The sequence below is a fragment of the Terasakiella sp. SH-1 genome, from assembly GCF_004564135.1.
Lineage (GTDB): Bacteria > Pseudomonadota > Alphaproteobacteria > Rhodospirillales > Terasakiellaceae > Terasakiella.
The window spans coordinates 2,855,384-2,877,211 of record NZ_CP038255.1; the positions used below are offsets into that span (position 1 = coordinate 2,855,384).

21 protein-coding genes are annotated in these 21,828 nt (G+C 49.8%); 12 read left to right on the plus strand and 9 right to left on the minus strand.

All coding sequences use genetic code 11. The annotated features are described in order from the left end of the window. Positions 1 to 30 precede the first annotated feature (30 nt). Both E4K71_RS13385 and E4K71_RS13390 read left to right on the plus strand, forming a co-directional pair. Positions 31 to 720: a response regulator gene (locus tag E4K71_RS13385; protein ID WP_135080399.1), complete on the plus strand. Its 690-nt coding sequence runs from the start codon at positions 31 to 33 to the stop codon at positions 718 to 720. Positions 721 to 723: 3 nt separating this feature from the next. Next, positions 724 to 2,040 carry an ATP-binding protein gene (locus E4K71_RS13390; RefSeq protein ID WP_135080401.1) on the plus strand — a complete coding sequence of 439 codons (1,317 nt, stop codon included), beginning with the start codon at positions 724 to 726 and terminating at the stop codon, positions 2,038 to 2,040. A 7-nt stretch (positions 2,041 to 2,047) separates the two neighbouring features. On the opposite strand, the gene E4K71_RS13395 is transcribed toward E4K71_RS13390, so the two are convergent. The 3 genes from E4K71_RS13395 to E4K71_RS13405 all read right to left on the minus strand — a co-directional run bounded on the left by E4K71_RS13395 (position 2,048) and on the right by E4K71_RS13405 (position 4,267). Further along, a complete protein-coding gene (locus tag E4K71_RS13395; RefSeq protein WP_135080403.1) occupies positions 2,048 to 2,290 on the minus strand; it encodes a DUF1127 domain-containing protein in 243 nt (80 codons plus the stop codon). A 140-nt stretch (positions 2,291 to 2,430) separates the two neighbouring features. Further along, a complete protein-coding gene (locus E4K71_RS13400) occupies positions 2,431 to 3,189 on the minus strand; it encodes a cobalt-precorrin-6A reductase (RefSeq protein WP_135080405.1) in 759 nt (252 codons plus the stop codon). Then, positions 3,179 to 4,267 carry a cobalt-precorrin-5B (C(1))-methyltransferase gene (locus E4K71_RS13405; RefSeq protein WP_240796810.1) on the minus strand — a complete coding sequence of 363 codons (1,089 nt, stop codon included), beginning with the start codon at positions 4,265 to 4,267 and terminating at the stop codon, positions 3,179 to 3,181. The genes E4K71_RS13400 and E4K71_RS13405 overlap by 11 nt, the downstream gene beginning before the upstream one ends. A gap of 36 nt (positions 4,268 to 4,303) precedes the next feature. Here E4K71_RS13405 and cobA point away from each other — a divergent pair, with 36 nt between their 5' ends. The 5 genes from cobA to E4K71_RS13430 all read left to right on the plus strand — a co-directional run bounded on the left by cobA (position 4,304) and on the right by E4K71_RS13430 (position 10,432). Then, positions 4,304 to 5,083: a uroporphyrinogen-III C-methyltransferase gene (gene cobA, locus E4K71_RS13410; RefSeq protein WP_135080407.1), complete on the plus strand. Its 780-nt coding sequence runs from the start codon at positions 4,304 to 4,306 to the stop codon at positions 5,081 to 5,083. Next, positions 5,084 to 5,872, plus strand: a complete 789-nt coding sequence (locus E4K71_RS13415; protein ID WP_135080409.1) for a sulfite exporter TauE/SafE family protein — start codon at positions 5,084 to 5,086, stop codon at positions 5,870 to 5,872. It abuts the gene before it with no gap. A 16-nt stretch (positions 5,873 to 5,888) separates the two neighbouring features. Further along, on the plus strand, positions 5,889 to 6,500 hold the full coding sequence (locus E4K71_RS13420; protein WP_135080411.1) for an SCO family protein: 612 nt from the start codon (positions 5,889 to 5,891) through the stop codon (positions 6,498 to 6,500). After that, complete coding sequence (locus E4K71_RS13425) at positions 6,497 to 7,834, plus strand: cobyrinate a,c-diamide synthase (RefSeq protein WP_135080413.1); 1,338 nt, start codon at positions 6,497 to 6,499, stop codon at positions 7,832 to 7,834. Before E4K71_RS13420 ends, E4K71_RS13425 begins: the two co-directional genes overlap by 4 nt. A gap of 99 nt (positions 7,835 to 7,933) precedes the next feature. Then, on the plus strand, positions 7,934 to 10,432 hold the full coding sequence (locus E4K71_RS13430; RefSeq protein ID WP_135080415.1) for a nitrate- and nitrite sensing domain-containing protein: 2,499 nt from the start codon (positions 7,934 to 7,936) through the stop codon (positions 10,430 to 10,432). 20 nt (positions 10,433 to 10,452) lie between these two features. Here the strand turns inward: E4K71_RS13430 and E4K71_RS13435 are convergent, their stop codons facing one another. The 5 genes from E4K71_RS13435 to E4K71_RS18595 are packed head-to-tail and all read right to left on the minus strand — an operon-like array spanning position 10,453 to position 13,109. Further along, positions 10,453 to 11,718 (minus strand): CCA tRNA nucleotidyltransferase, encoded by a 1,266-nt coding sequence (locus E4K71_RS13435; RefSeq protein WP_167730547.1) that lies wholly within the window; start codon positions 11,716 to 11,718, stop codon positions 10,453 to 10,455. Next, the gene (locus E4K71_RS13440) at positions 11,699 to 11,974 is read right to left on the minus strand and encodes a DUF6111 family protein (protein ID WP_135080419.1); all 276 of its coding nucleotides are present in this window, start codon (positions 11,972 to 11,974) and stop codon (positions 11,699 to 11,701) included. Before E4K71_RS13440 ends, E4K71_RS13435 begins: the two co-directional genes overlap by 20 nt. 3 nt (positions 11,975 to 11,977) lie before the next feature. Then, positions 11,978 to 12,625 (minus strand): CoA pyrophosphatase, encoded by a 648-nt coding sequence (locus E4K71_RS13445; protein WP_135080421.1) that lies wholly within the window; start codon positions 12,623 to 12,625, stop codon positions 11,978 to 11,980. After that, positions 12,577 to 12,828: a hypothetical protein gene (locus E4K71_RS18590; protein ID WP_346504503.1), complete on the minus strand. Its 252-nt coding sequence runs from the start codon at positions 12,826 to 12,828 to the stop codon at positions 12,577 to 12,579. The genes E4K71_RS13445 and E4K71_RS18590 overlap by 49 nt, the downstream gene beginning before the upstream one ends. Then, complete coding sequence (locus E4K71_RS18595) at positions 12,783 to 13,109, minus strand: DUF1285 domain-containing protein (protein ID WP_346504504.1); 327 nt, start codon at positions 13,107 to 13,109, stop codon at positions 12,783 to 12,785. The genes E4K71_RS18590 and E4K71_RS18595 overlap by 46 nt, the downstream gene beginning before the upstream one ends. Before the next feature lie 236 nt (positions 13,110 to 13,345). Between E4K71_RS18595 and E4K71_RS13455 the strand changes: the two genes are divergently transcribed. From E4K71_RS13455 to E4K71_RS13470, 4 genes are read left to right on the plus strand one after another with little or no spacing between them, the layout of a single operon-like run. Beyond that, positions 13,346 to 14,287, plus strand: coding sequence for a MoxR family ATPase (locus E4K71_RS13455; protein WP_135082077.1), 942 nt, complete (start codon positions 13,346 to 13,348; stop codon positions 14,285 to 14,287). A 9-nt stretch (positions 14,288 to 14,296) separates the two neighbouring features. After that, entirely contained in the window at positions 14,297 to 15,196 is a 900-nt protein-coding gene (locus tag E4K71_RS13460) for a DUF58 domain-containing protein (RefSeq protein ID WP_135080423.1), read from the plus strand. Continuing rightward, positions 15,190 to 17,862 carry a DUF4159 domain-containing protein gene (locus tag E4K71_RS13465; RefSeq protein WP_135080425.1) on the plus strand — a complete coding sequence of 891 codons (2,673 nt, stop codon included), beginning with the start codon at positions 15,190 to 15,192 and terminating at the stop codon, positions 17,860 to 17,862. The genes E4K71_RS13460 and E4K71_RS13465 overlap by 7 nt, the downstream gene beginning before the upstream one ends. Further along, the gene (locus E4K71_RS13470; protein ID WP_135080427.1) at positions 17,859 to 19,904 is read left to right on the plus strand and encodes a hypothetical protein; all 2,046 of its coding nucleotides are present in this window, start codon (positions 17,859 to 17,861) and stop codon (positions 19,902 to 19,904) included. Before E4K71_RS13465 ends, E4K71_RS13470 begins: the two co-directional genes overlap by 4 nt. On the opposite strand, the gene E4K71_RS13475 is transcribed toward E4K71_RS13470, so the two are convergent. Next, positions 19,901 to 20,809: a LysR family transcriptional regulator gene (locus E4K71_RS13475; protein WP_135080429.1), complete on the minus strand. Its 909-nt coding sequence runs from the start codon at positions 20,807 to 20,809 to the stop codon at positions 19,901 to 19,903. The genes E4K71_RS13470 and E4K71_RS13475 overlap by 4 nt on opposite strands. Positions 20,810 to 20,913: 104 nt before the next feature. Here E4K71_RS13475 and E4K71_RS13480 point away from each other — a divergent pair, with 104 nt between their 5' ends. Further along, positions 20,914 to 21,828 carry a glutathione S-transferase family protein gene (locus E4K71_RS13480; RefSeq protein WP_135080432.1) on the plus strand — a complete coding sequence of 305 codons (915 nt, stop codon included), beginning with the start codon at positions 20,914 to 20,916 and terminating at the stop codon, positions 21,826 to 21,828.

The following is a 21,828-nucleotide window of genomic DNA, read 5'->3' on the forward strand; positions in this document are numbered from 1 at the left end:
TCCATCCCCGGACAATGGCATACTGCCACAATGATTGATGAACAGCCCCATATCCTTGTTGTCGATGATGACGAACGCTTGCGCCGTTTGCTGAAAAAGTTTCTCAGTGAAAATGGCTTTAATGTTTCTATCGCTGAAGATGCCCTTGATGCACGCAAAAAACTCAGCCTGCTGGAATTTGACCTGATTGTGCTGGACCTGATGATGCCGGGTGAAAGCGGACTTGAATTTGCACAGGACTTTAAGCAAACAAACGACACCCCGATTCTTATGCTCACCGCCATGAGCGAAAGCGAAGACCGGATCAATGGCTTGGAATGCGGGGCCGAAGATTACCTCACTAAACCATTTGAGCCCCGCGAACTGGTGTTGCGCATCAACAATGTCCTGAAACGGGTGATCCGCAGTAGCCCGAAAGAAGAAGCTGAAACCATTAAATTAGGCGAGTTACAGTTTGATCCCCAGCGCCATACCTTAATGCGTGCTGATGAACAAATTCACCTGACCTCTTCAGAAGCCAGCCTGCTCGTCATTCTCGTTGAACAATCCGGTACAATTTTAAGCCGGGAAAAACTGGCGGAACTTTCCGGTATTGATGGCAATGATCGCACCATTGATGTGCAGGTCACACGCCTGCGCCGTAAAATCGAAGACGACCCGAAACTGCCGCGCTTCCTGCAAACCGTGCGCGGTCAGGGTTATGTCCTCAGGCCCGGTTAAGTTATGGAAAAACTGATCAAACGCATCCTGCCCCGCAGCCTGTTGGGCCGATCCTTGATGATCCTTGTGGTACCAATGGTATTGCTGCAAGTGATTTCCGCCTTTATTTTTTATGAAGCCCATTGGGATAAAGTCTCAAAATATCTGGCCCGTGGACTGGCCGGTGATGTGGGGGTCATGGTTGATCTGGTACGCGATAACCCCACCGCAGAAGGACACAAGCGGGCCTTTGAAATTTCCAGAAACCGCTTCAATATGGAGACGGAAGTGCGCCCCGGAGAAATCTTGTCCAATTCAAAAGAGATTATCCAAGGTAGTATCCCCGATCCTTTTTTCCTGTTGGCCCTTGAAGAACGTGTCGGCCTTCCCTTTCACATTATTGCTCCACCAGATAGCAAACACCTGACGATTGAGGTCCAGCTCAGCGATGGAATTCTTGCCGTCACCGCCCTGCGCAAACGTTTGTTTAGCTCCACCACCTATGTCTTTGTGCTGTGGATGCTGGGCAGTTCGCTTTTGCTCTTTGGTGTAGCGATTATTTTTATGCGCAATCAGGTGCGCCCTATTCGCAGACTGGCACGCGCAGCCGATGCCTTTGGTAAACGCCAAAATGTGGAACGGTTTAAACCCGAAGGGGCACGTGAGGTGCGCCAAGCTGCCACCGCCTTTTTGATGATGAAAGGGCGGATTGAACGCCAAATTGAACAACGCACCCATATGCTGGCTGGTGTTTCCCATGACCTGCGCACCCCACTGACCCGTATGAAGCTGCAACTGGCCATGATGGGGGATCATGACGACATCAAAGACCTGAGTGACGATATCCACGAAATGGAACATATGCTGGAAGGCTATCTTGCCTTTGCCCGTGGAGAAGGCGGGGAAAAAACCATCGAAACCAATCTCTCTGGCCTGATCCACACCATTGTGACACGCGCCAAACGTAAAGGTGGGGCTGTTGATTATCACAGTGAAGGACTGATTTATCTTCAAGTGCGCCCCAATGCCTTTGAACGCTGTGTAACCAATCTGGTGGAAAATGCCACACGATATGGTGATCATGTTTCAGTTCGTTTAGGTCAACGCAACGACATGATCGAAGTCACCATTGATGATGATGGCCCCGGCATTCCTGAAGAACAATATGAAGAGGTTTTCAAGCCGTTTTTCCGACTTGATAAATCACGCAACATCCAAACCGGTGGCGTTGGGCTTGGACTTTCCATTGTCCGTGACGTGGTGCGCACCCATGGGGGAGATATTCAATTATCAACCTCCCCACAAGGCGGCTTAAGAGCGCGCTTGCGCTTCCCAATTTAAGTGCCGATTAACGACGCTGATCTTGTTCAGCATTGTAAGTGCCGTCAACGATCAACGCGATATCGGTGCGTTGCAGGCCAAGGTCAGCCAGTTCACGGTCAGACATAATGTCCAACTCATAACGCACACGGCTTTTTTCTTTCAGCTTGGCAAATTTCGCAATGATGAAATCTTCAAAACGTGTCAGCAAACCGCCAGTCAGTTCAACATGGTGGCTACCGTAAGAAGTGATGGGATAACGCAAAAGCATGATAAATCCTGATCCAAATATATTGGTAAAATCTTTGAACCAGACTTAGTCAAAGCAATAATTTTTCACAATTGGATTTTTTGCAGCGCAGCAATGCGCCTCACGCATAGCTGGCAAATTCTACTTTTAGTTTCAGCCCCTTACAAACCGTGAACTGTCAGCCATTCCAGCATTTCATCGGGTTCACTGATATAATCCAGTGGCTCCAGCGGCGGGCGTTTGATCATAATTACACCAATACCTTCTGCCCGTGCCGCTTCAATTTTGGCATAGGTCGCTGCCCCGCCACTATTTTTACTGACCATCACCTGAATATGATAATCGCGAATCAGTTGGCGTTCTTTTTCCACATCATAAGGCGGACGTGAAATCACCATCTCATAATTGTTCAACGCAAGATCCTCTTTTGGCTCGTTCACCAACCGGACCACAAGGGAAATATCCTCATCAAGCTCAGCAAAAGCAGATACGTCCTTGATACCTGTGGTGATCAGTGTTTTTCGACCAAACTGTTCCACCGCCCTGACGGCAGCGTCCATATCATCCACATCCAGCCATCGGTCTTTCAAATCAGCGCGCCATTCTTCACGCCACAAGACGGCCAGCGGGGTTTCGGTTTCAAACGCTGCCCCATAGGCATGATGTGATATTTTTTCCGCATAAGGATGGGTGGCATCAACCATATGAGTAATGGATTCGGCCTTGATATAATCAATCAGCCCCCCCATGCCACCAAAGCCACCGACGCGCACCGCACAGGGCAAGTCCGGTTGATGGCCTGTGATGCCAGAATAGGAAATGATAATTTCAACACGATCACCATAATGGGCATGGGCACGACGGGCAAAAGCCGCCCCATCGCCCGTTCCCCCCAATATCAGGAGTTTTTTAGCCGACATGTCCAACAACCTCCCCTTTTCGGTTCACGGCAATCACTTCAATTTCACAATGACCAGAGACAATTGCCTGCGCAACCTCTTTTGCCCGGTGCACTACTAAATCTGCCAAGCCAATCTCATGGGCGATTGACAGTTCCAGCACTTCCAAGGCTGTATTCGCCTCTCTGGCTTTTTCTTGTAAATCATGATCAGCCCCAGCTTCTTTCATCCATTGGGCCAATTGTTCAAAATCAACGCGTGAGCGTGAGGAATGCAGGTCCATTTCCCCTTGGGCCAGCTTACAAAATTTGGCAAATCCACCACATAAGGTGAGTTTTTCAACCGGATTTTGACGCACATATTTCAAGACACCACCTGCAAAATCCCCCATATCAATCAAAGCGGAAAGATCAAAATCATAAAGTTGACAAGCGGTTTTCTCAGAGGTTGATCCCGTCGTTGCTGCAATATGGGTGATGCCACTGGCCTTTGCCACATCAATGCCGCGATGAATGGAATGGATCCAGGCCGAACAGGAATAAGGTACCACCACCCCGGTTGTCCCTAATACCGACAGCCCCCCCATAATGCCCAAACGCGGGTTCATGGTCTTTTCAGCCAGCTTTTCCCCATGAGTAATGGACACGGTGACAATCACATCCGGGTTTGATTTCACCGCATTAAGGTTTTCAACAATCATCTGGCGCGGCATAGGATTAATGGCAGGTTCCCCGATCTCCAGTGGCAAACCCGGTTTTGTCACAAGGCCAACCCCCTCCCCATTTTTAAAAACAATACCAGAGCTTTGCGCTCCCCATTCAACACGCACACAGATTTCAGCCCCATGGGTAATATCCGGGTCATCCCCGGCATCCTTGATAACAGAGGCCCAGGCATATTGCGCCCCCAACTCCTGACGGTTCAGGCAAAAAGATGGCGTCTGTCCTTTTGGTAAAACAATCTCCACCGGGTCAGGAAACGCCCCACGGCACAAGGCGCTAAAGGCTGCACGTGCCGCTGCGGTGGCACAAGCCCCGGTGGTCCATCCTTTTCTGAGTTCTTTCTTTTCCATAAAACCAAAATAAGCATTTTGAATCATTTGTCATGAATTGCTTTTCGGGCTATCACTTGGCCCATGGAAAATTTCGCAGATATCACCTTCCCTGAATTTGCCCCGGCCACAGTCTGGCTGGTGGGGGCCGGACCTGGTGATCCCAAGCTTTTGACCCTTTTTGCCTATCACGCGCTGCAACAGGCCAATGTGATTGTGCATGATGCTCTGGTCGATCCAGCCATTCTTGCCCTTGCCGCCCCCCATGCAAAACTGGAAGCCATGGGCAAACGTGGTGGGCAGGCCACATCTGCAAAACAAAAAGACATCACCCTGCGCCTGATCGAGCTGGCGCGTGCCGGCCATAAGGTTTTACGCCTCAAAGGCGGGGACCCCTTCGTCTTTGGGCGCGGTGCTGAAGAAGCTCTGCCGATTCTAAATGCAAATATTGAGGTGCGTATTATACCGGGCATCAGTGCCGGTATTGCGGGAAGTGCCTATGCCGGTATTCCGGTCAGTGACGGGCAATCCAATCAGGTCATCAGCTTTGTCACCGGCCATGATACCTCCGGTCAGGTTCCTGCTGTGGACTGGCAAGCATTGGCCAAAAGCTCCCCGGTGATTGTTTTTTACATGCCCATGAAACATGTGGATAAAATTCAGGCTGAACTGCTCAAGGCCGGGCGACAAGCTGATGAGCCTGTCTGTGTTGTGTCCAAAGCCACCACACCTGAGCAGCAAACCTGTGACACCACACTGGGCAGCTGCGTCAAAGATTTAAGCAAAACCAACATCAAGGCCCCCGCCCTGTTTATCATTGGCCCAACCGTGGCCCTGAGGCAACAATTGACGGAGTGTTTCTAGATGGAATCAGAACTCCTGTTGATGACCATGGTGCAAGCTGGCTTGGCTCATTGTACGGTTGTGGTCGAAGATAATGGCGGCTTGCTGTTGACCCTTTTTACAGCTGGGCTGGTGGGCAGTGCCACCCACTGTATCAGCATGTGCGCGCCCTTTGTGCTGTCGCAAGTCACCGCCCGCCTGGAAACCATCAGCCTGTCTGAAATGTCAGAATTTAAACGGCTCAGTGGTGCAGCCCTTCTCCCTTATCATTTTGGGCGCATGACAACCTATATCATCTTGGGCCTGTGTGTCGGACTATTGGCCCAAGGGGCTATTCAATTTAGCGGGATGAAATGGATTTCTGCTGCCCTCCTCGCCTTTGCCGCCCTGTTCTTTTTAGGCTACGCCTTGAAACGGTTGGGTGTCAGTTTTCCCGGCTTGGCTTTATTTGGCAGTAAGTCCACATCACCGGAAAGTGCCCTCTCCCTTGGTCTTGGGCGCATTTTAAAGCCATTTTTTGCCCGCCCGGTAGGACTGAATGGCTATTTTCTAGGAATTGGCCTTGGCTTTTTGCCCTGCGGCCTCCTATATGGTGCTTTGGCTGCTGCCGGGGCGACAGGTGATTTTCTTGCCGGAGCTTTTGGCATGGCTGCCTTTGCCCTTGGGACCGTGCCCAGCCTGATGGTGGTGGGGTTTGTCGGTCATATGGCCGGGCAAAAATGGCAAAAGGTTGTGACAGACCTTGCGCCGATGCTGTTAATCATTAATGCTGGCGTTCTGGCCTATCTGGCCTGGACATTGGTTCAATAATTTAAAAGGTGATCTGATGGGGTCTCGTTCAAGAATTTTGCTTTACTTTGCCTGTGCAGCGATTTTTCTGGTTGTCGGCATTACATTGCGCCTGCCACAACTGCTGGAAGACCCGGTTGCCCAAACCACAGGCGAAGTTGCCATTGGTGGGGAATTCGAACTGGTTGACCCAAAGGGCAATACCATCACCAATAAAGACATGCTGGGCACCTATAGCCTGATTTATTTTGGCTATACCTTCTGCCCTGATGTTTGTCCCACGGGTTTGCAAACCATGGCCACCGCCCTTGAGCTGATCCCCATGCGTAAATCCAACAAGGTCGTGTCCTATTTCTTCACCGTAGACCCGGAACGCGACACCCCGGAAATCATGGGGGAATATGTCAAACACTTCCATGAAAGCCTTGTAGGTCTGAGCGGAACCAAAGAACAAACAGATAAAGCAGCCAAAGCTTATAAGGTCTATTACAAAAAAGTTGTTGAAGAAGGCAAACCAGCTGATGAATATCTGATGGACCATTCCGCCTTTCAATATCTGATGGGGCCGGATGGGAAATATGTCACCCATTTCCCCCATGGCATTACACCGGAAGAAATGGCTGAAAAACTGAAAGCCTATATCCGTTGAGTACCACAGGTCTGATTATTGCCGCCCCCAATTCCAACAGCGGTAAAACCTTCATCACATTGGGAAGCTTGCGTGCCTTGCAACGCCGGGGAGTTTCTGTCAGTTCCGCCAAGGTTGGCCCGGATTATATCGACCCGGCCTTTCATGGTGCCGCAACCAAACGACTGTGCCCTAATCTTGATGGCTGGGCCATGCGTGAAGATACCTTGTTTCACACTCTGCACAATCTATCAGACCAGTCTGATTTGATTATCTGCGAGGGAGTCATGGGCCTGTTTGACGGGGCAACCCTGCCAGCAGATAGCCCGTCTAACAAAGATGGCTCCCCTGCTGATATTGCACGCAGAACCGGCTGGCCTGTTGTCTTGGTGATTGATGCCAATGCCCAAGCCACATCAGCAGCAGCCCTCATTCACGGATTTGCCACCTTTGACCCCGACGTTCATGTCAAAGGGGTGATTTTTAATAAGGTCGGGGGACCGAGCCATATTCAATTGCTGAAAAATGCGTGTGAGCGCCACATCCCCCATATCGACGTCTTAGGTTTTGTCCCACGCCAAAATGATCTCGCCCTGCCAGAACGCCACTTAGGGCTGGTATTGGCCGAAGAGCACCCTGAGCTGGAAAGCTTCCTTAATCAGTCAGCTGATTTCCTTGAAAACTATATTGATCTGGACAAGCTGGTCAGCCTTGCTCAAACCAAGCCCCTGCCCAGCCCCTCAGCCAATAACGCATTCTTCCCCCCCCTGGGCCAAAATATTGCCATTGCCAAGGATAAAGCTTTTGCCTTTGCCTATCCTGCCCTATTGCACCATTGGCAAGAACAGGGGGCAAGCTTCAGCTTTTTTTCCCCCTTAAGCAATGAAGCCCCAGATCCTGACTGTGATGCAATCTATCTTCCCGGTGGATACCCTGAACTTCATTGTGAACAGCTTGCTCAAAACAGCTATTTTCTAGAAGCTTTGCGCACCCGTCATCAAAACAACACCACAATTTTTGGGGAATGCGGGGGCTATATGGTCTTGGGTAAAACCATTACGGACAAAGAAGGCCGAGCCCACCAGATGGCCGGCATTCTGGACCTGAATACATCATTTGCCAAACGCAAACTTCACCTTGGGTATCGTGATGTCACCTGTCTGGTTGACACCCCCTTTGCCAAAAAGGGGGAGCGCCTGCGCGGCCATGAATTCCATTATGCGACCATTTTACACGAAGATGGCACCGCTGTTTTTGACTGTCGCAATGCCTCTGGACACGTATTAGGCGCAGCGGGACTGCAAAAGAACAACTGTACAGCCTCTTTCATACATTTAATTGACAAAAAATGTTAGTGGATTGTCCTTAAGTACCATCTCCCTATTTATTTTATTGATACGTACGCGTATACTGCCGCCCAAAATTGTAAATAAGTAAATTAGAGGGGGCCGAAAATGACGACCGAGACTGAAGTACTCATCAACTGGAACCATGCATTTGACCTAGGCATTGATCAACTGGACGAAGATCATAAACTTCTGGTTGGGCGCATCAATGACATGAATGAACGTGTCAAACGCAATGCATCAAACGATGAGATCCACAGCCTCCTGCTTCAAACCGGCTCTGACCTCAAAGCCCACTTTGAACGGGAAAATGAATATATTCGCAAATCCCAAAGTGGCGAGGAATCAGAACAGCACCTCAAATTCCACAAGATCACACTTGAATATCTCTATAAAGTCATTGAAAAATTCAAACATGATCCCGAATCTGTCACTGCCAAAGATATCCTGCATTATCTGCATGGCTGGATCATTGATCATATTGTCAATCAAGACCACAAAATGCGCGATGACCTGGAACGCGCCGGACTGGTGGCTTCTGAAATCACCAATGAATCTGCCATTGCACGTTTTCTGGACCATTTCAAACTGCGTGACCGGATCGCAGCCCTGGCTATCATTCCCCTGATTGCCCTGCTCTTTTTCGCCGGGGACGCTGTTTTTGAAAAACGCGCAACCATGAACGATATGGAAAAAATCGAACAGCTATCCGTGATGGCTGGAACTTTCTCCAACCTTGTTCACGAACTGCAAAAAGAACGCGGAACCTCTGCGGGCTTCCTTGCCTCAAAAGGAAAATCTTTTGGCGATAAAGTCATTGCCCAGCGCAAAAACACCGACCAAAAAAATGCCCCTCTTCCCAATGCCTTAAACCTTGGTGATAGCCTTGGGCTGAAAAAAGAAATGTCTGCGATCCGCAACTTGCTTGACCAGCTTCCCGCCATGCGCAAAAAAGTCAGCGCACAGGAACTCACCGTTGCACAAGAGGTTGCCTATTATTCAAAACTGAATTCTTCTCTTTTGAACGCCATTGCAACCATGTCAAAAATTTCACGTGATCCAGCCCTGTCCAACCGGATTTCAACCTTCGTGAACTTCTTGCAAAGTAAAGAACGTGCAGGCATTGAACGCGCCAAAGGGTCCGCCGGATTTGGCACGGGGAAATTCCCCCCGGCTTTGCTCAAAGATTTTGTCAGCCTGATTGCCATTCAAAATACCTATATGAATGTGGCGCGTTCTTTTGCAACGGATGATACCCTTGCCTTTATGAATCAAACCATTACCGGCGCAGCGGTTGATCAGGTTGAAGAAATGCGCCGAATTGCCATTTCCAGCCCGACAACCAATGACCTGAAAGGGATCAGTGGTCCACAGTGGTTTGATACCATCACCAAGAAAATCAATCTGTTAAAACAAACAGAAAATTTCATGGCAAAAACCCTGTCTGAAACAGCAGCGAAGGTGCGCAGTCAGGCACAAACAACCTTTACCACCCTGCTGGTGATTAGTTTGATCCTGACCGTCTTTATCATTACCTTTGCCGTTATCCTGATCAACAGTGTGGTCAAACCATTGCGTTCGCTACGTTCTTCTATTGAACGTCTGGAGCAGGGCCATACCGAAACCATGATTGCCGGGCGCCATAAATCCGATGAGCTGGGTGAAATGGCCCGTGCGATTCAAAGTTTCAAGGAAACCATTATTCGTCAGAATATGGAACAGGCCAAACAGGGCATTGAACAAAGTGTGCGTGAACGCACCAGCGTTCGCCGTCTTGAACTTACCGACATTTTCAGAAATGAAGTGGCAGCCTCCATCCAAACCATGGCCAGTGCCGCCAAAGGGTTGGAAGACCATGCTGAATCCATGTCTGCAGCGACTGAAACATCACGCACGCAATCCACCATGGTGGCTTCTGCCGCAACACAAGCCACATCAAACGTAGAAACTGTTGCCGCCGCTGCAGAAGAGCTTTCCAGCTCCATTCAGGAAATCTCCCGTCAGGTTGAACATTCCGCCACCATTGCCAATGCCGCAACCAGCAACGCTGACAGTGCCCAACATACAATTGAAGGGCTTGCTGATGGGGCCAACAAAATTGGCGAAGTTGTCCAGATCATTACGGATATCGCAGAACAAACCAACCTGCTGGCCCTGAATGCCACCATTGAAGCTGCCCGTGCTGGTGAAGCAGGGAAAGGCTTTGCTGTTGTGGCCTCTGAAGTGAAAAACCTTGCCAACCAAACGGCCAAGGCGACAGAAGACATTACCGCCCAGATCAATACCATTCAGGGCGATACAGAACGCGCTGTAGAAGCCATTGCCAGTGTCACCCATACTATTGGCGAAATGAATGATGTCACAAATAATGTGGCACAGGCTATTGATCAACAAGGTAGCGCAACACAGGAAATCAGCGCCAATGTCAATGAAGCCGCCACCGGCACACGCGATGTTTCCAACAATATCGAAGGCGTGGCCCAAGCCAATGAAGAAACCGGACGTATGTCAAACGAGGTCTTTAATTCTGCTAAACAGGTTTCAAATAACGCCGATGATTTGAACCAGACCATTCATAACTATCTGGAAAATATGAAGAACGCCTAAAACTGCCATGCGCCCCAACATTATGCTTGGGGCGCATGTTGCAAACCCCGAGTATTTTTCAGCATCGCTAAACAGTCTGCCTTATCCCCCCGACAGCCCTGTGCACACCACCAGTTTTCAACCTGTTTCAGCAAACGCCCTATCTCAGGCCCTGGCGTGACCCCTAGCTCGATCAGATCTTTACCTTGCAATGGAAAGCTCACGGGTGCTTCCTGCCATGCAGTGACCATATTCAATATGCCCTGTTCCTTTGGCCCCAATCCCCAAAAACCTTTTTCAGCCCAATAGATAAACAACTGGTCACGCACCGCAACGGGGCCATAATGATAGAGCTGGGCACGAATATGGTTTTCCCCTTGTTGTGGGTCGATCACCTGCTGTGGGCATCTGGCCGCTGTAATACGTTTGGCTTGCACCTTGGAAAAACGCAGTCTCTGACACAGGTCCTGCACCGTTTTTGGATCAACAGGCAATAAAATCGCCAATCTGCGCAAGGCATCTGGCTGATCTTCAAAGGCACACATCATTTCCAAATGGTGCAGATCATTCATTTGCGGCATGATTTTCTGCAAAATGCTATGCTTCACCATCAAATTTAACCACCTGACCGCACGTGGCGCTTCTAACAGGCGGAGGAGTTCTTGTGCAATACGTTCCCCAGACAGGGTTTCCAGCCCATCAACAAGGTCACAACACGCCGCCAGACCGTCAGCCTCTGGTACAGCCTTGCCATAAAAGGCAGAAAACCGAAAAAACCGCAACAAGCGCAGATAATCTTCACGAATACGTTGGTGGGCATCCCCGATAAAGATCACCCGTCCCGCTTCTAAATCTTCAATGCCGTTAAAAGGGTCAGAAAACTGTCCATGGCGATCCAGACTCATAGCGTTAAAGGTAAAATCACGCCGCTTGGCATCTTCCAGCCAATCTTGGCTAAAAGCCACTGTTGCCCGCCGACCATCGGTGCTGACATCTGCACGCAAAGTCGTAATTTCAAAAGATTGCCCCTCATGCACAACCGTGACTGTGCCATGATCAATTCCAGTGGGAATTGCTTTGATGCCAGCACCTTCAAAGAGTGAGAGAACCGTTTGGGGCAATTCAGGGGTGGCGATATCAATATCCAGCACCGCATCATTCCCCAGCAAGGCATCACGCACACAGCCGCCGATAAAACGGGCTTCCTGGCCATTTTGGGCAAGCACATCCATCACACGTTGACTTGACGGGGCTGTAAACCAGTCCTGCGCCATGATCGCTGTAATCTTATTCTTTATGGATAACATGGCCGGGAACGATCTTACCGTCTTGATATACAGGGGGCTGATACACACCACCCGGTTTTTCCCCATCAAACTGGCGCAATGTCACCAGACCGATCAACACCAGAACCAGACCAGCGGCCAACAGTTTCAACCATGGGCCTTTGGAAAGATCAATATGCTGTTCTTCAGGTTTGGTTTTCTTGTGATAAAGCGCCCAGATCAGATAAAGCGAGGCCGGAAATAACAAGGGTAAGATATATTGGAAAAATATCCGCATGGTTCATTCTCCCTTTTCTTCCAAAACGTCATAAAGATTTTTCAGCATCCCAGCTGTTGCCCCCCAGATAAAATAATCCTCATAAGGCATCGCCCAGAAATAACGCTTCACCCCCATAAAGATGCGTGAACATTTTTGATGGTTTGCCTTATCCATTAAAAAGGATAAAGGCACCTCAAAAACCTCAGCAACCTCGTGTTCATCGGGATCGGTTGGATAGGGTGCCTCCACCAGTCCAATCACAGGGGTGACACGAAACCCCGTGCGAGTCACATAATCATTTAAACGCCCAATCACCTGAATATAGTCATGGGGCAGGCCGACTTCCTCTTCTGTTTCGCGAAGGGCGGCATGTTCAGCACTTTCGTCTTCTTCTTCGGTATGTCCACCGGGAAAACTGATCTGGCCAGGATGGTTTTTAAGATGATCGGTCCGTTTGGTAAACAGAACACTCAAGCCGTCTTTGCGCTTTACAATGGGGATCAAAACAGCGGCTTCACGGTTATCCGGTTTGGGGCGAAAACCATTGAGATCATGATCCCCGCGAATATCACCGGGTCTGGGGTCATAAGCGGCGAAGACATCAATCAAATGATCGACTGTTAATCCTCGTCCAGTTGCCCCAGTGGGAAGAATTCGTTGTTGCTCCATACGCCGAAATACACTTCATCATCTATGTTTTTTTCTTCACCACGATTAACCAGTTCATAAAACACAGAACGGTTGATCTTGGCTTCAATCGGGAACAGGCCCTCCCCATTGCGCAATGTCACATACGGGGATGGCTCGCCAGTTACTGGATCATGTTCTACTCGGACCGGATTGTCCAGCCCAATAGAAACAACTTCATCCACATTTGTGCGCACGGACAGCTTCTGTTCAACCCCACAATCGTTTGTAAAACAACAAAAGGCGCATCTTCCACCTGAATACGCGCCTTTTCAACAGGGGTTTCCAGCCAGTAATCACCAAACTCATCACGTTTAAGGACACTGGCAAACAAACAGACCAGTTCCTTTCGCCCAATGGGGCCACCTTCATGAAACCATGTGCCATCCCTGGCAATGCGAATGTCAATATCTCCACACATCGGACCGGAAAATGCCACTTCTTTTTGTGCAAGTGATGCCGTCATTTCTTATACCCTCCCCCCGGTTCGCACTGTTTAAAATATTTTGACGCCTGATCAAATATATTTGTTTGGTTTTATGACCTTTCGGTCATATCTTTGTCGTACAACCCGGTTTTAATTGCATTTATTTTCCCGCAACCATACCCTTCACATAAGGGCTGCATGTTGGCAAAACAAGGATATTTGTTGTGAAAGATCATCCAAAAGCTGTGAAAGCGCTTGAAGACCTAAGCCAGCAAATGGCGAAAATCCATGAAGAAGTCAACAGCATTATCTTTGGTCAGGACCGGGTGATTGAAGAAACACTGGTCACGATCTTATCCGGTGGGCATGTCCTTCTTATCGGCCTGCCCGGTCTTGGTAAAACCCGCCTTGTTGAAACATTAGGCACCGTGCTGGGGCTGGATGAACGCCGGGTGCAATTTACCCCGGACCTGATGCCCAGTGATATTATCGGGTCTGAAATTCTGGATGAAGATGAACAAGGCAAGCGCCATTTCCGCTTTGTCCAAGGCCCGACCTTCTGTCAGCTTCTCATGGCTGATGAGATCAACCGCGCCAGCCCGCGCACCCAATCCGCCCTGCTTCAAGCCATGCAGGAAAAACGTGTCTCTGTGGCCGGGCATTACCACGACCTGCCACAGCCCTTTCACGTCCTCGCCACCCAAAACCCGCTGGAACAGGAAGGGACCTATCCCTTGCCAGAAGCCCAGCTGGACCGTTTTTTCATGGAAATCAGCGTACAATATCCTGATCGCGATGCTGAGCGCGACATCCTGCTGTCCACAACGGGCAGTGAAGTCAAAACACCCAAACGCATTATTACAGCGACAGATTTGCTGGAAGCCCAGGAACTGGTCCGTGAAATCCCGGTGGGGGAAAGCGTGCTGGAAGCCATCCTCACCTTGGTCAGACAGGGACGCCCGGAAACATCTGATATGAAAGACGTGCAAAAGGATGTCGCCTGGGGGCCGGGGCCACGTGCCAGTCAGGCACTGATGTCGGGGGTGCGTGCACGTTGCGTTCTTCATAACCGCCTTGCCCCTTCTATTGATGATGTGGTTGCCCTTGCCGCCCCGATCCTGCGCCATCGCATGGCCTTGAATTTTGCTGCCCGTGCCGAAGGGGTCTCGCTCAGCAAGATCATTGATGAACTGATCGACCAAATCGCCAGCTCTTAAGGACCTCATATGCCCAATTCTCCCATCATCCCCCAAGCAGAAGAGGCAGCATCCAGCCTTCCGCCCCTGCTGGTGGAAGCCGAACGGGTCGCCAACACGGTGGCTCAGGGGGTGCATGGGCGACGCAAAAAAGGTCAGGGCGACAGTTTTTGGCAGTTTCGCCCCTATGAACAAGGGGAATCCACACGTACCATTGACTGGCGCCAATCAGCCAAAACAGAACATCACTTTGTCCGCGAACATGAATGGGAAGCCGCCCAGACCGTCTGGCTATGGTGCGATCCTTCTGCCTCCATGAAATATAGTGCAGCCCCCACCCGGCCAGATAAATTACATCGGGCAGAAATCCTTATGCTGGCCCTTGCCTCTCTTTTAGTGCGCGGCGGCGAACAAATTGGCCTTTTGGGATATGAGGCCCCACCGGGGAGAGGACGCCCAGCCCTTCACCGTCTTGCCAATGTGCTGGAAAAAAAGAAAAAAAAGAAAGCCGAAAAGGAAGAGAAACTACAAAGCCTGCCGTCTCATGCCCATTTGCCACGCCATGGTGAATTGGTCCTGATTGGGGATTTCCTTTCCCCCATGGATGAGATTGAAGAAGCCTTAAAACGCTATAGCCGTCGCCATGTACGCGGCCATCTTTTACAGGTGCTTGACCCCGCAGAAGAAAGCTTGCCTTTTGAAGGACGCGTTCAGTTTAAAGGACTGGAAAAAGAAGGCAGCATCTATTTTGGCAATGTGGCCGCTGTGCGCGAAGACTACCAAGAACGCCTAAGTGCACGGCGCGCAGCCTTAAATGAACTGGCCCATTCACTGGGATGGGGATTTCATCGTCACACCACAGACCAATCCCCCGAAGCCGCCTTGCTTGCCCTTTTTATGTCAATTACACAAGGGGGTAAACAGTGCTGAATATCGGCATGATTTCATTGACCAGCCCCTGGGCCTTAAGCGCCCTGCTCCTGTTGCCCCTGTTGTGGCAATTGCTCAAAGTCACGCCCCCAAAGCCCACAGTCATTAAATTTCCTGCTGTGCGGATTTTACAGGAACTTTCGACCAGTCAGACACTGGCAACCAATACCCCATGGTGGATTCTTCTTTTGCGCAGCCTGATTGCCATCAGCCTGATTATCGCCATGACCGGCCCCCGCCTCAATCAAACAGAAAGTACTCTGTCCAGTGATCGCCCTCATATTATCCTGATTGATAATGACTGGTCAGTCATGGAACGTTGGGCAAACCGCAAGCAGGAACTGGAAAAATTGGTTGCCTACAGTCAACATGCAGGTCAGCCGACCCTTGTCATCACAACAGCGTCAAAGCAGAAAATTCATTATCTTGAAAACCAGGAAGTCTGGGAAAAGCATTTCCAAAGCCTGACGCCCAAACCCTGGCCTGTTAACCGCCAGCCCTTAATTGAACAAATCGAGGAAATTGTATCCACCTTTGATCAAGTCGCCAAGATCAGCTGGATTTCCAATGGGCTGGTCGATGAAAATGCACAAGACTTTCTGGCAAACCTTCATCAACTGGGTGATGTGGATTACATTCATGACGGGGATGACAACCTGCCTATTATCCTTCAGCAGGTCAAACGTAATCAAAACGGTTTAATCGTCACCCTAAAGCATGCCCCTGTCCAAACAAGACAAGAAAAGACCCTGCATGTTTTAGATGAAAACGGGGCGATCCTGTTTCAACATAAGGCGACCTTAAAGACAGAGACGACAGAACAGCGCGTTCAGCTGTCCATTCCCAATGAACTTAAAAGCCGTGCTGACAAAGTTCGCCTGCAAGGGGCGATCAATCCGGCCAGCCAATATCTGCTGGATGAAAAATGGCGTGATCGTTCCGTTGGGATTATCCGTACCCATACCAAGGATCAGGTCCTGCTGGCCCCTGCCTATTATGTCAAAAAAAGCCTACGCCCCCATACCAGCATCCGCGAAGCCCCCCTTGATGAGCTTTTGCAACGCCAAACAGCCGTGATTTTCGATGTGGCCTCAACTAATTTTACCACACAACATGTCAAAGCACTTCAAAACTGGCTTTCTCAGGGCGGCATTCTTGTCCGTTTTGCAAACAAGCACCTCACGACCCAAAACAGTCAAAAATTTGATCCTCTTCTTCCCGTCCAGCTCATGCCCGCACAACGCACCTTTGGGGGGACACTGAGTTGGAAACAGGCAACCCACCTGGCCCCATTCCCTGAACACAGCCCCTTTCAGACCATTCCCATTGGCGATGACATCATCATCAAACAACAGGTCCTCGCCCGCCCCGAAGCCAGCCTGCATCAAAAAACATGGGCACAGTTAAAAGACGGCACCCCCCTGATCACCGCCCAACAGATGGACAAAGGCTGGAGTGTGCTCTTCCATGTTAATGCCATCCCCAGCTGGTCCAACCTGCCGCTATCTGGCACATTTGAATTGATGATGAAACAGTTGCTAACCCTGTCAACAGGCCACAACGCAGCGACTCAAAACGGGGAACTGGTCCCTTATCGGGTGTTTGATCATCTTGGTCAGCTTGTGGCCCCAAGTGCAAGTAACCACCCCATCAAAAATCAGAACCTGAAAGCTCTTAAAATCGGCCCAGCGCACCCCCCCGGTCTTTATGGCAACAAGAATAAGCTGAAGGCCCTGAACCTTGGCCCGCAAATTACCCATTTCACCCCGATCCATGATATGCCCCTGGGGGTAAATGAACGTGGTTTCCAGCCTCATGAGCAAACAGATTTAGCCCCCTGGGCTTTATTGTTTGCCCTGTGTCTTGCCTTAATCGACTGGCTGCTTGCCAATAGCTGGCTTCAATCGGTCCAACGCCTTACAGCCCTGTTCTGCCTGTGCGTCCTTGCTTCCCCCTCTTTCGCCAAAGAACCCAACTGGGAAAAAGCCTTGGCGGCAGCAAACCATATGCGCCTTGCCTATATGGAAACCGGCAACCCGCAGCTGGATAAAACCTTGCGACAGGGACTGGATGGTCTTGCCATGGTTATGCGACGACGTACAGCTGTTGAAATGGCCCCCACCATGGCTTTTGACCCGGAAAAAGATGACCCGTCCCTTTTTCCCATGATCTATTGGGCCATTGAAGGCACCCAGCCAGAACTCAGCGAACAGGCAGCGCACAAGCTCAATGTTTTTTTACAAACAGGCGGCTTTATCCTGTTTGATACCATGGGGCAAGCCCAGCCACAGCAACTGGCCCGCATGACAGAAAAGCTCAACATCGCCCCGTTGCAAACCATACCGGACAACCATGTCTTAACCCGGTCTTTTTATCTCATGCGCCATTTCCCCGGACGTTTTAACCATCCTGATGTCTGGGTCGAAGCCAGTGAAAACACCAAGAACGACCGGGTTTCCTCCGTTCTGATTGGCAGCAATTCATGGGTACAAGCCTGGGCACGCGATGAGCACATGCGCCCGCTTTATGCCGTCGTCCCAGATGGTGAAATTCAACGTGAACAAGCCTTTCGCTTTGGCATCAATCTGGTGATGTATATTCTCAGCGGTAATTATAAAGGAGATCAGGTCCATATCCCTGCTATTTTACAAAGGTTGGGCCTATGAGCGATTTGATACTCGACCCGATTTTACCAATCCCGTTTTTATTGCTTCTGGGCATTGTGATCGGTGGACTTGGACTGTGGTCAATCCTGCATTCTTCACGGGCAGTCTGGTTTCGCCTGAGTGCCAGCTTGCTGATACTGATTGCTCTGTTTAATCCCCAAGTGATGCGCAAAGATACCCGTGCACTCACAGATATTGCCCTTGTCCTGATTGACCAGTCCCCCAGCCAAAATCTCCAGACACGTCAGGAACAAAGCCAAAAGGCATTGGCCTATCTGAAAAAAGAAGGAAAACAGCATAAAGACCTGGAGCTGCGCTTTATTGACATTCCCACCGACGGCAAGGAAGACAAGCTGGGGACCCGTGCCATTTCTCTTTTGCGTCAAAACATTGCCGGTATTGATCCGCAACGTTTTGCCGGGACCATTTTGATCAGTGATGGACAAATTCATGATATCAGTCATTTCGACACACTTCCCGGCCCCTTTCACCTGCTCCTGACAGGGCAAAAGAAAGATCAGGACCGCCGCATTGAGATAATGGATGCCCCGCGCTACGGTCTGGTTGGCAAACCCTTACAAATTCGCATCAAAGTCTATGACAACGGCAAACTGAACCCAACCGCCCCGCTTCACCTGATTAAGGAAGACGGTACAAAGCAACCCTTTAGCCCCATAGAAGAAAAAGGCGTTCAAGAGGCCACCTATATTCCCCGCCATGCAGGTCAATCGGTTTTGGTTATCGAAGCCCCGGCCCTTGAAAATGAAATCAGCCTGTCCAACAATCAACTTGCACTCAGTATCAATGGCGTGCGAGATCGCCTGCGCGTCCTGTTGGTTTCTGGCCTGCCCCATCAGGGGCAACGGACATGGCGCAATATTTTACGTTCAGACCCGGCGGTGGACCTTGTTCACTTCACAATCTTGCGCCCCTCAGAAAAAGAAGATTTCACCCCCTTAAACGAACTTTCCCTCATCGCCTTTCCTGTGCGTGAACTGTTTGAAGAAAAACTGGATGACTTTGATCTGGTGATTTTTGATCGTTACTATAAACATAATGTGCTGAGCGAAGGCTATTTCGACAATATCGTAAACTATGTCCGTGAGGGCGGGGCCTTGCTGGTTTCTGCCGGGCCTGACTTTTCCGGCCCACGCAGCCTGGCTAAAACCCGGCTCAATAAAATCTTGCCGATTACACCATCCGGCCATGTACAGGATTATCGCCCTTTTCGCCTGCAGCGTTCCCAAATGGGAAAACGCCACCCCATCACCACCCGCCTCAGTCAGCCAGAAAAAGACTGGGGGCGCTGGATGCGTCTTGTGGAAAGCCAAGACCATCACGGCCAGGTCATCTTGGAAAATGAGAAAAAAAATCCGGTGCTTATTGTAGAACGGATTGAAAAAGGGCGCCTTGCCATGCTGCTCAGTGATCATATCTGGCTGTGGGCACGCGGCTTTGATGGCGGTGGCCCCCACAGTGAACTGGTGCGTAACCTCATCCATTGGTTAATGAAAGAACCTGATTTGGAAGAAGAACGTCTGACCATGGCCCAACTTGATAATCAACATATTGAGATTACACGCCAAAGCCTGAATAAACCGGCGACGCCCCTTACCTTGACGCACCCGGATGGGGAAGAAGAAAAAATCACCCTCCCTCCACAAGGCCAAGGGCGTTACAGCATGCGTTTGAAGGCAATAAAATCCGGGATTTATCGCGCCCATGACGGAACGCACAGTGCGGTTCTGACCAAAGGTAGCCTCAATGCCAAAGAATTTATTGACCCACGCGCCAGCGAAGAACCTTTAGCCCCGCTTATCAACACACTTGGGGGCACAACCCATTGGCTGTCAGAAGGCATGCCCTTGCTTAAACGGGTCAAAGCCAAAGGTAATGTTGGTGGCCGTGGCTGGATTGGCCTGCACCGCAATCAAGCCGAAGCCGTTACAGGTATTGAGAAATCCCCCCTTCTCCCTGCTTGGGTCTTGTTTATCCTTGCCTCCGCCCTTTTATGTCTGGGGTGGTGGCGTGAAAGCCGTTAACGGATATCTTCCCACGACGGACAAGCACCAAACCAGTCTTTCAGGAAATCCACAAACAAGCGCACCTTTGCAGATAAATGGCGGTTATGGGGATAGACCGCATAGATATTGATGGGCTCAACCTCATAATCTTCCAACACACAAACCAAACGCCCTTTCGCAAGGTCTGGACCAACAATGAAAGCCGGAGAGATACAAACCCCTGCCCCAGCAATCGCCATTTCGCTGATGACATTACCGTTATTGGCGGTGAAATTCCCACTGAGCTTCACCGTCTCAGTTTGTCCATTTTCCGTATAGGTCCAGTTTTCGCTGTTACGTGCCAGTGTATAGATCAAACAGTTATGACCCACTAAATCCTTAGGGTGTTGGGGGTTACCATGTTTTTCCCAATAATCCGGCGCAGCACAGGCAACCAAACGGCTGGAACCCACCTTTTTCGCAATCAGGGAGGAATCAGGCAAACGCCCGATACGGATTGCCAGATCAAACCCTTCATCCACAATATCGACAAACCGGTCATTGAGCTGTACATCCATCGACAAATCTGGATATTTCGTTCCAAAAACGGCCAGCGGCTTGCCCAAATGCTGCACCCCGAAACTGACAGGAGCACTGATTTTAAGCTGCCCGCGTGGTTCATCTTGCAAACGGGTAATGGCAAGTTCAGCCTCTTCGGCCTCACTCATGATCCGTTCACAACGTTCATAAAAAACCTGCCCGACTTCTGTCAGGCTGAGTTTACGGGTTGTCCGATTCAACAGGCGCACACCCAAACGGTCTTCCAGATACGAAACCTTCTTGCTGACCGAGGATTTAGACATGCCTAAATCCTCTGCAGCCTTGGAAAAGCTGCCCGATTGAATCACTTGTGCAAAAATCATCATCCCGGTGAGATTATTCATCGTTCTCCTACAGAAACAAATAAATTCCAAAAAACAACATTATCACCATATAGAAAACAGTCCATCATAAATCATCAAAAGCTTCAACAGACAAAGGGAATGACATGGGACTGCTTATTAACGGGATCTGGCATGATCAGTGGTATGATACAAAAACGACAAACGGCACATTTAAACGCCAGGAAAGTGCTTTTCGCCACGGGCTAAGTGCCGATGGCTCCACAGGTTTTAAAGCCGAGGCCGGACGCTATCGTCTTTATGTTTCCTTAGCCTGCCCCTGGGCGCATCGCACCTTGATCTTTCGCAATCTCAAAAGCTTGCAAGATACCATTGATGTGATCGTTGTTCATCCCTTGATGGCAGAACAGGGCTGGGTCTTACCCGATGGTCAGCCCCTCCATACCATCTATACGCAATCCAAACCGGATTATACCGGACGTGTCACCGTCCCTGTTTTATGGGACAAACACACAGAACAGATCGTCAGCAATGAATCCTCTGAAATCATTCGCATGATGAACAGCGAATTTGGCACAGATACCCCGGATTATTATCCAGATCATCTACGTGATCAAATCAATGAGATAAATGACTTCATTTATCCCAGCATTAATAATGGGGTTTACAAATGCGGCTTTGCCACCCGTCAGGATGCCTATGAAAAAGCCTATATCACCTTGTTTGATGCTCTTGATAAGATCGAAGACATCCTGTCAGATAACAGATATCTGTTGGGTGATCTGTTAACAGAGGCCGACTGGCGTCTGTTCACCACATTGGTGCGTTTTGATGCGGTTTATGTCGGCCACTTCAAATGCAACAAAAAACGCATTGCCGATTATCCGAACATCTGGGGCTATGTGCGTGAGCTTTATCAAATGGATGGCATTGCTGAAACAGTCGATATGGATCATATCAAAACCCACTATTACGCCAGCCATACCATGATTAATCCAACAGGAATTGTCCCTTTGGGGCCAAAAATTGATTTCAAGGCCCCACATGGGCGGGGGAAATAA